This window comes from Planotetraspora thailandica (assembly GCF_016863335.1).
GTDB lineage: Bacteria > Actinomycetota > Actinomycetes > Streptosporangiales > Streptosporangiaceae > Planotetraspora > Planotetraspora thailandica.
In genome coordinates, this window is record NZ_BOOR01000004.1 from 221,643 (window position 1) to 235,550 (window position 13,908).

A 13,908-nucleotide genomic window follows, 5' to 3' on the forward strand; every position below is an offset into this window, starting at 1 on the left:
CCGGCGGTGATGCACGTTTCTCCCCCCCGCGAGAAATACTGTTTAAATCACGCCCGTGTCGGTTTTGGTCAGGTTGAAGCGCTGGTGCCATGTCCAGCGCGGGGGCGCGATGTCACGCCAGGGGCGTTCTGGCGGCTCCGTCTCCCGTAGGTCGTGCGGGAGCACGAGTCCCCTGATCGGAGCGTGCTCCCCGTCGAACTCGTCACGGGAGGCGATCTCCGACGTGTCCCGGTTCCGCTTTTCGTTGGCCGGTACTCCGGGCAGATCGTCATCGCGCATTTTGCCTCCCTTTGGCGAGTGACCCCGAGTAGACACCTCTACGGACTAAAGGTCTAACCCTTGAGCCACACTTTTACCGGACCGTTACACACCGGACAAATCCCGGACCAGTCCCCCTGATAGGGCCCGGCCGCCTTCCCTGCCGACATGGCCTCTCGGGCCGCTTGAGCGCCCTCGCGCGCGAGGACTGGGCCCAGGAATAAGGGCGGGAAGAAGTGGCCCGACCCCCTTCCCTAAGGAGAAAACGGTAATACCATTAGCCTGATCTAGGAAGGGGGCTATCGGTGGGCTCAGCAGGTGACACGTTCCTCGCCCGATCCCGCACAGCCCACCGGCGTGTCTTCCGCTCACTCACCGTGCCCAACTACCGGCGTTTCTTCGCCGGTCACGCGGTGAGCGTGATCGGAACCTGGATGCAGCGGGTGGCGCAGGACTGGCTGGTGCTCGAGCTGACGGACTCCCCCGTCGCGCTCGGAATCTCGACAGCGCTGCAGTTCCTGCCCACCCTTTTGTTCGGCCTGTGGGGAGGCGTCCTCGTCGATCGGCTCGACCGGCGCCGCACGATCATGGCGACGCAGGCGGCCAGCGCCGTCCTCGCAGCCGCCCTCGCGGTGCTCGTGCTGAGCGACCACGTGCAGCTCTGGATGGTCTACGCGCTCACCCTCGGGCTCGGTCTCGTCACCGTGCTCGACACGCCCGCGCGACAGGCCTTCGTCACCGAAATGGTCAGTCCGGAAAACTACGTGAACGCGCAGGCCCTGAACTCGACGGTGCACAATGCCGGCCGCCTCGTCGGCCCGGCGATCGCCGGGGTCCTGATCGCGACCGTCGATGTCGGAGCGGCGTTCGCGGTCAACGCGCTGTCGTTCGCGGCGGTCCTGCTCGGGCTCGCGCGCATGAACCCTGGGGAACTGCACAAGGTTCCTGCCCTTCCCCGGGCGAAGGGTCAGGCCAGGCAGGGCCTGCGATATGTCTGGGAGCACCCGGAGCTACGCGCATGCCTGTTCCTCGTCGCCGTGGTCGCGCTGCTCGGCCAGAACTTCCGGGTCGTGTTCCCCCTACTCGCCCGCGAGACCTTCGACGGGGGCCCCGAGGTCTACGGCTGGCTCACCTCCGCCCTCGGAGTGGGCGCGATGCTCGGTGCCCTCGCGAGCGCCGCGCGCGTGGACGCCACCGCGTGGTCTCTCCTGCTGTGGACGTTCGCCTTCGCCGGCGTGAACGTCGTCGGCGCGGCCGCTCCCGCGCTCGGCCTGGCGATGGCGGCGATCGTCGCTCTCGGTATCGCGAACATCTGCTTCAATACGCTCGCCCGCACACTGTTGCAAATCAGAACGGATCCCACGATGCAGGGGCGGGTGATCGCCCTGCACAGCCTGGTCTTTCTCGGCAGCACTCCCCTGGGCGCCCCGGTCACGGGGTGGGTGTGCGAGCAGTGGGGACCTCGTGCCGGACTCCTGCTGGCCGGGATCTCGGCGGGGCTCGCAGCCCTCGCGGTGTTGCCCTGGTTGCGTAAGGTGCGCGCCCGGCGCGAGGAGTGACCGCCGGTCAGTCGAGCGACAGCCCGGCCAGTCGCAGCCTGGCGACATGGTGACGCCAGATGTTCGCGTCGTTGAACGACGAGCCGAGGTCGGGAAGCTCCGCGATGTCCTCAGCGGAGAGGTCCGCGGCCCGGTCACCGAGCCGGGCCCGCTCGACGCTGACACGGGCCAGCGCGTCCAGGCTCAACGCCCGCGAGACGGCCTGCTCCACCGCGTGCTCGCCCGACCCGACCGTGGTGATCCCGTGCCCCCGCATGACGCACACCGCCGACTCGCCCATGGCCTCGGCCAACTCCCGTCCGAACTCCGGGCGCCGGACGAGGACGGCCCTGGAGTAGACGGGGACGCCGTCCAGGGCCATCCGTGCCGCGGGGATGTTGTAGGCGCCGAAGACCGGCCGCAACGGGATGTTCTCCACGCCCGCCACCAGGACCGACGGCGGGTGGCAATGGAGCACGACATCGACGTCGGGGCGGGCGCGCAACACCTCTGCATGGATGGGCAACTCGTTCGGGACCGCCCAAGGGCCGAGATCGCCGCCCTCGCCCTCGAAGTCGACCAGCCGCACGTCCTCGTCGAGGGTGAACAGCAGTCCCTCTTCCTGTGGGCCACGGCAGCGCACGAGCATCGTGTCGGGTCCGACACGCACGCTCACGTGACCCAGGATGTCCTCCGCGAGCCCGGCGTTCGCCAGTATGCGGCAGGCCAGCGCGATCTTGCGGCGCAGAGGGGCGAGGTCAGGGAGCGTCACGGTGCTTCTCCGTTGGACGGGATGTCGACATGGGTGGCCGCCGGATCGGTCCTGTCGCCCGCAGCGCGCGACGCGTCGTGCCCCGCCCCCAGGGGGAACCGGTGCGTGCACAGCGGCTCGAGCGGGCGGCGCCGGTCTTGCCCTGCCTCGACGGCCGGCTCGACACTATGATGATCGTTGCCATGGCCGTCCTCGTGACGGGACCTGGCTGACTCGTGGGCGACGAACACCCGACCGCGCTCGAGGATCCGCGGATCTCGACGTCGGCTGAGCTCGCATATTTGAGGTCCCCGCCTCAAATGTGTCCTTCGTCTCCTTGAGAAGTTCGGGAAAGGAAACCCCGGGTGCTGCGCCCATGTGTTTCCCCTTGTGCAGCTCAGGACTATTGGTATGACCATATTGCTGGTTGGGCCGTAGAGTGTCAACGAAGGCGCATCAGGCCACCCGATGCCGGAGGATGGATGCATGACCGTCGAACAGCGCAAGAGCGCGTCGGGCAGAGCGGGTTCGGGAGCAGCGGCGGGCCTGTTCAGCCCGGTTAGTGCGGTGCGGGTCTCCCAGGTCATCGTCGATCAGATCCGCCTGCTCATCCAGCAGGGCCGCCTCAAGCCCGACGACCGGCTTCCGAGCGAACGGGATCTGTGCGAACAGTTCGACGTGAGCCGTGTTACGGTCCGCGAGGCACTGCGGGTCCTGGAGGCCGGCGGCCTGATCGAGATCCGGGTCGGGGCGCGCGGCGGAGCGTTCGTGTCCACGCCTTCGAGCGCGCGTGTCGGTGAGGGGTTGGCCGACCTGCTCAAGCTCAGTCCGCTGACGGCGGCGGAGGTGACGGAGGCCCGCATGGTCTTCGAGCTCGGGATCGTCCCCATCGTGGTGGAACGCGCGACTCCCGAGGACATCGCCGCGCTCAAGGAGATCTGCGACAGGCAGCAGGACGCTCTGAAGGACGAGTCCTACTCGATGACGTTGTCCGCCGAGTTCCATGTGCGGGTCGCGGCATGCACGCACAATGCGGCGATCGAGATGTTGGTCAAGAGCTTCCACGGACCACTGCTGATGTCACTCGAAGAGGCGAAGGTCGCCGCTCCCGTGATGGGCCGGCGCGGCAGCACCGAACATCGTGAGTTCGTTGACGCCATCGAGCGCCGCGACGCCGACCAGGCCACGGCGATCATGCGTGCCCATCTCCAGCGCACCGCCGACCGGGTCGCCCCTGACACTGCGGAGTGCTGACGCGTCCGCCGGGCGGGGGGCGGCAGGCTGCCGCCCCCTGACAAGGCGACGATGACGCGGCGGCATCTTCGGCTCAGGCCCCTGCGCCGCCGTCGACCCGGAGGACCGTGCCGGTCACGTAGGAGGAACGGTCGCTGAGGAGCCAGGCGGCGGCCTGGGCGATCTCGTCGGGGTCGGCCGCACGGCGCAGCGGGGTGTGCGCCTCGAGCCGCTCGACGAGACCGGGCGAGTCCGCCTCCCACGCACGGATCATCTCGGTCAGCGTGGTGCCGGGGGCGATCGCGTTGACGCGGATGCCTTCCGGGCCGTAGGTGACGGCGGCCGACTCGGTGAGGCTGTTGACCGCCCGCTTCATCGCACCGTAGGCGGGCAGCTCAGGATTGCCCATCAGACTGCCGACGCTGGAGTTGTTGACGATGGCCCCCGTCCCGGCGGTCGCCCGGATGGCGGCGACCTCGGCGACCATGGCCAGCCACGGGCCCCTGAGATTCACGGCGTAGATGTGGTCGAAGTCGGCCTCCCGCACCTGGTCCATGGGGCCGGGCGGCACGATCGTCGCGCCGTTGTTGAAGGCGACGTCGAGCCGGCCGTACAGCTCCACGGCGCGGTCGGCGGCGGCGCGCACGCTGGCCGCGTCGGCCAGATCGCACACCACGTAGTCCGCGATGCCGCCCGCTGCCCGGACCTCCTCAGTGACCGCCTTCAGTTGGGATTCCGTCCGGGCCGCGAGCAGCACCCGGGCGCCCTCCCGGGCGAACAGCCGCGCGGCGGCGGCGCCGATACCGCGACCGGCACCGGTGATGAAGGCGACCTTGCCGGCCAGCAGGCCCAGGGCGGCGGGGGTGGATGTGTCGGTGGTTGGTGTGTTGTCCATGGCACGGAGCCTGCCGCCGGTCCGCCGAGCCCATCCAGGCACCGGCGGTACCTGGATGAACTCGGTCACTACCTGCGCATACTGGGGTGTGGACAGACGAGAACTGGCGGCCTTCCTGCGCAGCAGGCGTGAGCGGATCACCCCCGCCGACGTGGGGCTGCCTGCCGGTCCGCGCCGCCGCACCCCGGGACTGCGCCGCGAGGAGGCGGCGCAGCTGGCGTTCATTTCGACCGAGTACTACACGCGGCTGGAGCAGGCCCGCGGCCCGCGCCCGTCGCGGGAGGTGCTGGCCGGGCTGGCCAGGGCCCTGCGCCTGTCGGACGCCGAGCGCGACCACCTCCACCACCTCGCCGGCGCCCCGCCGGGTCCTCCGCCCGGGCCCTCACGCGAGGTACGGCAGAGCATTCTCGACCTGCTGTACCGATTGCCGCAGGCCGCCGCGATCGTGACGTCCGCGACGTGCGAGGTGATCGCCTGGAATGATCTGGCGACGGCCCTCATGGAGGACTTCTCCGCCCTGTCGCGGCGCGACCGCAATCTTGTGCGCCGTGTCTTCCTCGGGCCGCACCGGCAGGGAGGCCGGTTGTACGGGGTGTCGGACGCGGACGAGTTCGCACGCAGCGCGGCCCAGGACCTGCGCGCCGCCGCCGCCCGTTACCCCGACGATCCCGAGGTGGCTGAGCTGGTGAGGGAACTCCTCGCCGGCAGCGAGGAGTTCGCCCGCCTATGGGCCTCCCACGACGTGAGCGCCGAGCCCACCCTCAGCAAGACCTTCCAGCATCCGCTGGTCGGCCTGATCACCGTCAACTGCGACGTCCTCGACATCACCGACAGGGACCAGCGGGTCGTGATCTACACCGCCGCCCCCGGCTCACCGTCGGAGGAGGCGCTGCGGCTGCTGTCGGTCGTCGGCACCCAGCGCATGGATGTGCCCGGCTGATCCGCGCCGGGCCGCCGATCTGCTGCAAGCGATCGGCCACCAGGTTGCGGCATCAGACATCGGGTGTATCGCTCCCGTTAGCTCTTGACTTGGGCGGAACGACGGGGCTAACTTCCGAAAATCCGGGTTGATAGCTCGGATGTTTCGCCGCGTACTGCGGTCCCGCTTGCTGACATCTCCCCTCGGATGAGGAGCGCGTGCGTGATGCACAGGAACGTTCGCCGGAGGTCGCCGCAGGTGGTTCCCCAATCGTCGCTCCTCTTGCCGGTGGTCCACGCTCCGCGCGGGCCGCCGTGGATGCTGCTGCCATGATCAATTGCGGCCCGTCGAGATAACGTTATCTCAGTGCTCCGCCCGTGTCGGAGTCCCTCGACTGGTGCCGGCGTCGATCAGTGCAGCCAGACCTCTGTCCGAGACAGCCCCTCTCCGCAAAGAAAGAAGCTCATGAGGACGTCACGTGCCCCGGTCCGGGCATTCATTCGACGAACCGTGCTGTTGACCGCCGCCACGACCCTCGCGGCAGCGAGTGCCGTCGTCGTTACGACCGCTGCCCCGGCACTGGCCGAATTGCCGCCGAACGAATGGGCCACCCTGTCGCAGAAACTCGCCGGAATCACCGGTGACTGGAACAACGAGAACTACCCCGGTGCGATCAGCCAGACGATGCCGAACACGGCCTATCTCGGCAACGGTGACGTCGGCGTGAGCTCCGCCGGCTCCCGCGGGGTCAAGACCTTCGTCATCTCCAAAGGCGACTTCTGGAACGGCGGCTCCTCGATCCAGACGGCCGGACTCGGCGGCGTCACGCTGCAGGCGGTCGCGCCTGTGGAGACGTCACTCAATCTGGCGCTGAACAAGCCGGTGGCCGTGTCGACCAACTCCAGCAACGCGAGCCGCGCGGTGAACGGCGAGTGGACGCCCAATTCGGGATTCGAGGGCTGGTTCTCCGACGTCGGCAAGCCGCAGTGGTTCCGCCTCGACCTCGGCGCCTCGACGACGGTCGGGCGCATCGTGCTTCGGCACGACGCCGCCGCACGTCAGGGTCAGGACGCCAACACGCCCAAGGTGTTCTCGATCCAGTACAGCAACGACACGACCGCCCCTGGCACGGATCCGAACGCTCCGGGGTGGACGACGCTGACGTCCTACACGAACAACACGGCGAGCACCACGGACATCAGCTTCACGCCGGTGTCGGCGCGCTGGGTTCGCGTCTACTACGTGCAGCCGACACAGGAGTCGACGTCCGACTCGACCCAGAACCCGCGGGCACGCCTCGGCCAGATCGAGGTGTACGCCGACCCCAACGCGACAACTCCTCCTCCTGCGCCGCCCTTCCACGAGCGGCAGAACATTCTTGACCCGTCGATCGACACCGACATGCTCATGGACGACGCGCACCTGACCATGCACACCTGGCAGGGCAGCGACAGCAACGTCGTCGTGACGGAGCTGACCTCACACGCGACCGACCCGGTTGATCTGCAGCTTTCGACCTGGTCGGGTGCCGGCAGTGCGAACGGCGGCTACACCGAGACCTCCGGGGTCGAAGGTTCGACGCTGTGGGCGACCAGGGAGACCCAGAACATCCCGACGGCGAGGTGGGTGTCCCGGGCAACGCTTGCGACGAGGGTGATCGGCGCCGAACTGCAGAAGCCGGCCGCGACGAACACCTCTACCTCGGCGACGGCGAAGGCGACGTTCCGGCTTGAGCCCGGCACCACCGTGCAGATCGTCACGGGCGTGGGCGGAGGCGGCCGGAACCCCACCAACACGCTTGCGACCGCCCAGGACCTCATCACCGGCCAGACCACGGCATCCCTCGCGGAGCTCGCGCAGCGCAAGGCGGACTGGTGGAAGGCGTACTGGCTTCAGTCGTGGGTCGAGTTGGGTGATCCTCTCCTCGAGCGGTACTACTACGGCGCGCAGTACGAGATCGGCTCCGCCTCGCGGCCCGGGAAGCTCGCGCCGGCGTTGTACGGGATCTGGTTCACCACCGACCAGCCGATGTTCTCCGGCGACTACCACCTCAACTACAACGCGCAGGCGCCCTTCTACGGCGTGTACTCCAGCAACAGGCCGGAACTGTCCCTGCCGTACTACCAGGTGGTCGAGGACTACGTGCCGGCGGCGAAGGCCCGCGCCAAGAACGACGTGTCCCGGATCAAGCCCGACTACGTCGCGACCCGGCCCGATCTCGCGGGCGGTGCGGACGGCGTCCTGTTCCCCGTCGGCATCGGGCCATGGGGCAGCACGAGCGGCGGGCAGGGAAGCAGTCAGTTCCCCGGCTCGTACCTGCAGCAGACGAGCAACGGGTTGTTCAACGCCATGCTCTACGTCGACTACTGGAAGTACACCCAGGACAAGGCATTCCTGCAGAACGAGGCCTACCCGTACCTCAAGGAGGTCGCCGCCTTCTTCGAGGACTGGCTCGACGACGGCGGCGTTCCCGGTGGGCAGCTCAACCTCTGGGCCGGACCGCACGAGAACACCTGGGGCCGCAATTCCAGCCCCGACGTCCCGTTCCTGCGGACCACGCTCAAGACCCTCGTCGAAGCGAGCAAGCTCCTCAACGAGGACCCCGACCAGCGGGCGGTCTGGGAGGACATGCTCAACCGGCTCGCGCCCACGCCGACCACGACGCGCAACGGCGCCTCGGTCTACACGCTCGCCGACGACGGCACGATGATCGGGGAGAACGGGCAGCCCGGCCCGAACTTCCGCTCCGGCGACAACACCGTGAACCTCGAGGTCGTCCAGCCCGGAGACGAGATCGACGTCTTCTCGTCACCGGCGGACCTCGCACGGGGCCAGGCGTCCGTGCAGCAGATGAACTCCTGGGGCCAGCTCAACGCCTTCGCGAAGGTGTTCGCCCAGGCCGCCCGCGTCGGTTACGACCCGGAGACCCTCATCGCACGGCTCAAGGCGCAGCTGAGCGGCAACATCGGCCTCGCCCCCAACCTCGCCGTGGCCGACGGCTTCCACGGCATCGAGAAGGCGGCCGCCACCGAGGGGATCAACAGCATGCTCCTGTACGGCGACGGCGAGAAACTGGCGGTCTTCCCCGATTGGCCGGCGAACCGCGACGCGAGCTTCCACCGCCTCCTGGCGAAGGGCGCGTTTGAGGTGTCCGCCGCGCAAACGGGGGGTGTGGTGCACTCGCTGGAGATCACGAGCAAGGCCGGCGGCGACCTGAAGCTGAAGAACCCGTGGCCGACCTCAGCGGTCACGGTGACCGACGGCAAGGGCCACTTCACCGCGGTGACCGTCCACGACGGCTTTCTCGAGTTCGACACGAAGGCGGGGAACACCTACTACTTCTCGACCACCGAGCCGGCGTGCACGAGCATCCAGACCACGAACCGCACCGGGCCACTGGTCGTCTCCTCGGGCGTGCTGTGCCTCGACGGTGCCACGCAGACCGGGCCGGTGATCGTCCGGGCGGGCGCAGGCCTGCGGACCACCGCCGGCGCGAAGGTCGTCGGACCGGTGGACGCCTCGGGTGCCGGCGTGGTGAGCCTCTGTGACACAGAGGTGGCCGGCCCGGTGAACGTCAACGGTGCCGCGTCGGTCACCATCGGCGACCCGGCCCGGCGGTGCGCCGTCAACACGGTGGCCGGCCCGGTGTCGGTCACCAACACCAGAGGAACCAGCGTGATCTCCGGCAACAAGATCACCGGGCCGTTGAACTGCTCGGGCAACGAACCGGCCCCGGTCGACAACGGCAGCCCGAACACCGTCACCGGCCCCAAGCAGGGTCAGTGCACCAACCTGTGATGTAGCGAGACCGGTGCTGGGGCCGAGCCGACACTCGGCCCCAGCACCGGGGCGCCTACGACGCGGGCCGATCAGGCGATCGGGAGGGCCAGGCGCGCGACGACGTCATTCGGCCAGCGCGCGGCGCAGGACGGCGGCGAGTTCGGCGATCTGCCGCTGCGACACCTCGGCGGACAGGATCGCCTGCGACCCGTGGAAGGTGCCGGGCCACTGGTGCAGTTCGACCGGCACGCCCGCCTGCAGCATGCGCAGCGCGTAGTCGATGCCCTCGTCGCGGTTCGGGCAGAACTCCGCAGTGGCGACGTAGGCGGGTGGCAGGCCGGACAGATCGGCGGCCCGCGCCGGGGCGGCGTGCGGCGAGGCAGGCGCGGAACCCAGGTAGTGCCGCCACGCTGAGGTGACTTTGTCGCGATTCATCCAGGGCGTGTCGGTGAAGTGCCGCGCCGACCACGTCTCCTGCCGGTCGTCGAGCCCGGGCTGGTTGAGCAGTTGGAAGCGGATCGGCGGCCCCTGCCGGTCACGCGCCCGCAACGCCACCGCGGCCGCGAGGTTTCCGCCGGCGCTGTGACCTCCGACCGCGATCCGCTCCGGGTCGATGCCAAGCTCGGCCGCGTGCTCGGCCGTCCAGGCCAGTACGGCGTAGGCGTCGTCGAGGGGGGCCGGGAACGGATGCTCGGGGGCCAGCCGGTAGGCCACCGAGATCACCACCGCGCCCGAGGCGTCCGCCAGCCGGGCGGCCCACGGGTGCTCGGTGTTCAGGTCGCCCATGACGAACCCGCCGCCGTGCAGCCAGATGACGGCGCCTTGTGCGAGGTGCGGACGATAGATCCGTACCGCCACGTCCGGATCGGCCGGCACCGTGCGGTCCTCGATCTCCATGTCGGAGATATCCGGTGCCGGCACCGCGGCGGCCAACTCGGCGAGATTCTTGCGCGCGGTGACCGGGTCGCTCAGGTCGGCGCGGGGGAACAGTGGAATGAAGGCTTCCAGTTCGGGATCCATGTCAGCCATACTCACGGTTGCCGCTCCGGAGACTATCCGCCATCTGTCGGGCATTTCGCCCAGATCATGCACCGATCGGCGCTGTCTTCCGGCCGAAGAGCCACCTATCCTCCTGCCATGGAGGCACTGGCCGCGCGGCTGTCGCACCTGGACTCCCACGTCGAAGGCGCGATCCGTGTCGTCGCGTTCTACGACACGCTGATGCGCCGGCGGGTGGATCTCCCGGCGCTCGCCCGGGCCTCGGCGGGCCTGGCCGAGTGCGTGGCCGGGATCCGGCTGTCCGGCACGGGGCGGGCGATCCGCATGGGGCCTGACGGCAGGCAGTCGTCCACTCCACCGGCACCCGCGTCCACCACGGCACCGATCATTCTGGATGAGGAGGAGATCGGCACGGTGTGGCTGGAACGTTCTGGCCCGGCCGGACCCCTCGACGAGGTGCTGCTGGACCGGCTCGCCATCGCCGTCGCGGCGGTCGTCGAGAGGTACGGCCCGGCCCGCACCACCATGGCTGATCCCGCCCTGGTCGAACTGGTGATCAGCTCCGACAGCGATGAGGCGGCCAGAGCCCGGGCGTTGCGGCTCCTGGGTTTCGCCGCCGACCTGCCGGTCCGCGTCCTCGCCGTACGGTCGGAGATTCCACTCGACCAGGTCGGCGGCCTGGTCTGCCCGGGCCGTCCGGTCAAGGCGGCGCCGCTCGCCGGCGCGGGCGTCATCCTGGCCACCACCGTGGACCCGGCCCGATTCCCAGCGGGTGTCCGCGCGGGCATCGGCGCCGACGCAGGCCCCGACGTGTCCTGGCATCAAGCCCGCACCGCCCTCCGCTTCACCACCCCACGCCGGCCGGTCGTCCACTACGACAGCCTCGGCGCGATGGCGCTGCTCGCACAGGTGCCCCAGGACGCCGTGCGAGACAACGCCGACGTGGCCGCGATCGCCCGAATGGCAGGCAACCCGGAAGACCTGGAGACTCTGGACGCCTACTGCGCCACCGGCTCCCTACGGCAGGCCGCCGACCTTCTCCACCTCCACCACAGCAGCGTCGCCCGCCGGCTGGAACACCTCGGAAGGACACTCGGCATCGAACTCACCGAGCCCACCGGAGTGACACGGGCCAGGATCGCCCTCACCGCATGGCGGCTACTCGACCACTGACGCGCATGGCGGGTCACGGGGCGAGGGTGAACCAGTCGGTGAAGCCGCTCGGGTCGTGGCGGCCGATGGCGCCGTGCTCGAAGAGCCCGTGGCCCACGGCCCCTTCGCAGGTGGCGCGGCCGACGTGGTCGACGATGCCGAACATCATCCGGCCCGCGACCTCCGGGGACTCCAGGTCGTACGTGACGCGTTCGGTGAAGCCCGGGCCCTTCCACACGCCGTGGGACCAGTCGGGATCGCTGCCGTAGCCGGCGCCGATGTGCAGCGCCACCGGCAGCAGCGACTCGACCTCCAGCACGACGGGCTTGCCCTCCGACCCGGTGCAGCGGATCAGCGCGCCGGTGGGGATCCGGGTGCCGGACGCGTACGAGATGGTCACCTGGGGCCAGCCGAGCTGCTCGACCCGGCCGTCGCGCCACACGCGGGTGCAGTCGTTGAGGGTGCGGAAGCCGTCCGGGTTCTCCTGGAGGATCAGGACGACGGCGTAGTCGTCGAACCGCAGCGGCATGTAGAGCCACCACATGCCCTCGAACGGCGGGTCCGAAGGCCGTCCGGCCGGCTCTGGCTCACCCACCGGGCGGATGCCCCACGAGCGGTCGCGGGTGCCGACCCAGCGGTCGGGCGTCACCGCGATCTCCTCGCCGTCGATGACGACGGAACCGGACCACGTGCCGACCTGGGCGAAACGCTGCGCGTCGAGGGTGACGCGGCTGCCGGAGCGCATGACGTGCGGCTGCTCCTGGACGACGGGGAACGAGCCCTCCCACGTCATGTCGAGCGCGATGCCCTCGGTCTCGTCCATGACGACGCGCAGCTTCTGGAGCGGCTCGACGACCTCGACGCGGTAGCCGCCCACCCGCTGGTTCAGCCGGTCGTCGTCGATCGCGTCGCCGAGGTGGACCGCCGTCTGCGTGCCGCCCCGGCGGACCAGCACGAAGGCGTCCTTGGTGCCGAGGTTCGGATACCAGCCCATCCCGGTGATCAGGAAGATGTCGCCCGTACGGTCGTGGGCGTTGAAGTAGCAGCGGTCGTAGAAGTTGCGGTCACTGGTCGCCGCCCAGGTGACCGGCAGCTGCGCCTGATGGATGGGGTACTCGTCGAGCGGACCGACCATGTCTACGCACCTACCTCGTCGAGGAGCCTTGCGAGCAATGGCCGGGAATGCATCAGAGTCTCGATGTCGCCGGGACGCTCGATCTCACCGAAATGGATCTGCCGCGCGCCGGTCCGCATGAACACGATGCACCATCGCACGCCGTTGTACACGTGATACCACCGCAGATCGCCCAAGGCGACACCGGTGAGTTTCTCGTAGGTCGCCTTCGCGTCCTCTTCGCGGAGGAAATGCGGCATGCCCGGCATCGCCATCACCGTGGTGATCGACTCGAAGACCTGGTGGGCGAAGATCATCCATGAGACGTCGAGCTCACGGGGACCGATCGCGGCCATCTCCCAGTCGAGCACGGCGACCGGCGCGAAGTCTCGGTAGAGGATGTTGCCGATCCGGGAGTCGCCCCAGCTGAGGACCGTCTCGCGGGTCTCCGGCACGTTCGCCGTGAGCCAGGCCAGGCCGCGCTCGACGAGCGGCGAACGGCCCAGGTCGGTCGTCGCGAAGTCGTACCACGCGCGCGTGCGCGCCAGGTTCCGCGCGAGCAGGCTGTCGCCCTCCGTCCCCTCGCGCGGGGTGAGGAACCCGAAGGTCGAAGATGCGTCGTGGATGGCGTGCAGCTTGGCGATCGTCTCGACCGTGAGGTCCTGCAGGCGGCGTTGCTCCTCGGGCGAGGCGTCGAAGAGCCAGTTGCCGCCGAAGTTGTACGGCAGCACGTCGGGCGGGACGACGCCCTCGACCCGGTCCATCAGGAAGAACGGACTGCCGATCACCTCACCCGTGGGCTCCATCCACCGCACCGGCGGCACGGGTACGTCGGTCAACTCGCCGACCAGCCGTATGGCGTCGTACTGGTCCTGAAGGGCGTATTCGGGAAACACGGGAACGTCTTCCGGCGCCGGAGCCACGCGCGCGACGAAACGGCCGGTCCTGTGCCGGCCGTTCTCGGTCCAGGTGACGTCGAGGAACAGCGTCTCCGATGACAGGCCGTTGGCGTCGGCCCCGTCGTGCACCACGACGGCGGGATTCGCGGAGCCGGGGGGAAGGACGGTCGCCAGCCACTCGGCGAGACGGGCGGGAAAAGCACGGGGGTCGCGGCCAGAGCGCCGCATTCTCATCTCTGCCGGTCGGCGGTCCATCGAACTCCTCCGGGCGCATCTGAATTCTGCGGAAACTCCGGTAGAACAAGTTCTAGACTGCCGATTACGGTACACCGCGGGCGGCGAGGGAAAAAGCGCCGAATTACCGCGCGCC

At 69.1% G+C, this 13,908-nt stretch carries 11 protein-coding genes; 5 read left to right on the forward strand and 6 right to left on the reverse strand.

Translation table 11 applies throughout. The annotated features are described in order from the left end of the window. Nucleotides 1-42: 42 nt before the first annotated feature. The gene (locus tag Pth03_RS01985; protein ID WP_203942323.1) at nt 43-279 is read right to left on the reverse strand and encodes a hypothetical protein; all 237 of its coding nucleotides are present in this window, start codon (nt 277-279) and stop codon (nt 43-45) included. Between the two features lie 284 nt (nt 280-563). Between Pth03_RS01985 and Pth03_RS01990 the strand changes: the two genes are divergently transcribed. Then, nucleotides 564-1,817 (forward strand): MFS transporter, encoded by a 1,254-nt coding sequence (locus Pth03_RS01990; protein ID WP_203942324.1) that lies wholly within the window; start codon nt 564-566, stop codon nt 1,815-1,817. A 7-nt stretch (nt 1,818-1,824) separates the two neighbouring features. On the opposite strand, the gene phtC is transcribed toward Pth03_RS01990, so the two are convergent. After that, a complete protein-coding gene (phtC, locus tag Pth03_RS01995) occupies nt 1,825-2,568 on the reverse strand; it encodes a 3,4-dihydroxyphthalate decarboxylase (protein WP_203942325.1) in 744 nt (247 codons plus the stop codon). Nucleotides 2,569-3,033: 465 nt separating this feature from the next. On the opposite strand from phtC, the gene Pth03_RS02000 reads away from it, so the two are divergent. After that, nucleotides 3,034-3,801: a FadR/GntR family transcriptional regulator gene (locus tag Pth03_RS02000; RefSeq protein ID WP_203942326.1), complete on the forward strand. Its 768-nt coding sequence runs from the start codon at nt 3,034-3,036 to the stop codon at nt 3,799-3,801. Nucleotides 3,802-3,874: 73 nt separating this feature from the next. Here Pth03_RS02000 and Pth03_RS02005 read toward each other — a convergent pair whose 3' ends face one another. Further along, nucleotides 3,875-4,675 carry an SDR family NAD(P)-dependent oxidoreductase gene (locus tag Pth03_RS02005; protein WP_203942327.1) on the reverse strand — a complete coding sequence of 267 codons (801 nt, stop codon included), beginning with the start codon at nt 4,673-4,675 and terminating at the stop codon, nt 3,875-3,877. Nucleotides 4,676-4,730: 55 nt separating this feature from the next. Here Pth03_RS02005 and Pth03_RS02010 point away from each other — a divergent pair, with 55 nt between their 5' ends. Then, nucleotides 4,731-5,615: a helix-turn-helix transcriptional regulator gene (locus Pth03_RS02010; protein WP_308442328.1), complete on the forward strand. Its 885-nt coding sequence runs from the start codon at nt 4,731-4,733 to the stop codon at nt 5,613-5,615. Between the two features lie 489 nt (nt 5,616-6,104). Continuing rightward, complete coding sequence (locus tag Pth03_RS02015) at nt 6,105-9,392, forward strand: discoidin domain-containing protein (RefSeq protein ID WP_203942328.1); 3,288 nt, start codon at nt 6,105-6,107, stop codon at nt 9,390-9,392. Nucleotides 9,393-9,497: 105 nt separating this feature from the next. Here the strand turns inward: Pth03_RS02015 and Pth03_RS02020 are convergent, their stop codons facing one another. Continuing rightward, entirely contained in the window at nt 9,498-10,394 is an 897-nt protein-coding gene (locus Pth03_RS02020) for an alpha/beta hydrolase (RefSeq protein WP_203942329.1), read from the reverse strand. 117 nt (nt 10,395-10,511) lie between these two features. Between Pth03_RS02020 and Pth03_RS02025 the strand changes: the two genes are divergently transcribed. Next, a complete protein-coding gene (locus tag Pth03_RS02025; protein ID WP_203942330.1) occupies nt 10,512-11,546 on the forward strand; it encodes a helix-turn-helix domain-containing protein in 1,035 nt (344 codons plus the stop codon). Nucleotides 11,547-11,559: 13 nt separating this feature from the next. Here the strand turns inward: Pth03_RS02025 and Pth03_RS02030 are convergent, their stop codons facing one another. Further along, nucleotides 11,560-12,660 carry an Rv3169 family protein gene (locus Pth03_RS02030; RefSeq protein WP_203942331.1) on the reverse strand — a complete coding sequence of 367 codons (1,101 nt, stop codon included), beginning with the start codon at nt 12,658-12,660 and terminating at the stop codon, nt 11,560-11,562. Nucleotides 12,661-12,662: 2 nt separating this feature from the next. Then, on the reverse strand, nt 12,663-13,793 hold the full coding sequence (locus Pth03_RS02035) for a phosphotransferase family protein (protein ID WP_203942332.1): 1,131 nt from the start codon (nt 13,791-13,793) through the stop codon (nt 12,663-12,665). Nucleotides 13,794-13,908: the final 115 nt, after the last annotated feature.

Excerpts from the sequence above, each read along its gene's own strand:
- Pth03_RS02010 (WP_308442328.1), top strand. The coding sequence starts at position 4,731 with ATGAACTCGGTCACTACCTGCGCATACTGGGGTGTGGACAGACGAGAA.
- Pth03_RS02025 (WP_203942330.1), top strand. The coding sequence starts at position 10,512 with ATGGAGGCACTGGCCGCGCGGCTGTCGCACCTGGACTCCCACGTCGAA.
- Pth03_RS02020 (WP_203942329.1), bottom strand. The coding sequence starts at position 10,394 with ATGGATCCCGAACTGGAAGCCTTCATTCCACTGTTCCCCCGCGCCGAC.
- Pth03_RS02005 (WP_203942327.1), bottom strand. The coding sequence starts at position 4,675 with ATGGACAACACACCAACCACCGACACATCCACCCCCGCCGCCCTGGGC.
- Pth03_RS02030 (WP_203942331.1), bottom strand. The coding sequence starts at position 12,660 with ATGGTCGGTCCGCTCGACGAGTACCCCATCCATCAGGCGCAGCTGCCG.
- Pth03_RS02000 (WP_203942326.1), top strand. The coding sequence starts at position 3,034 with ATGACCGTCGAACAGCGCAAGAGCGCGTCGGGCAGAGCGGGTTCGGGA.
- Pth03_RS01985 (WP_203942323.1), bottom strand. The coding sequence starts at position 279 with ATGCGCGATGACGATCTGCCCGGAGTACCGGCCAACGAAAAGCGGAAC.
- Pth03_RS02035 (WP_203942332.1), bottom strand. The coding sequence starts at position 13,793 with ATGGACCGCCGACCGGCAGAGATGAGAATGCGGCGCTCTGGCCGCGAC.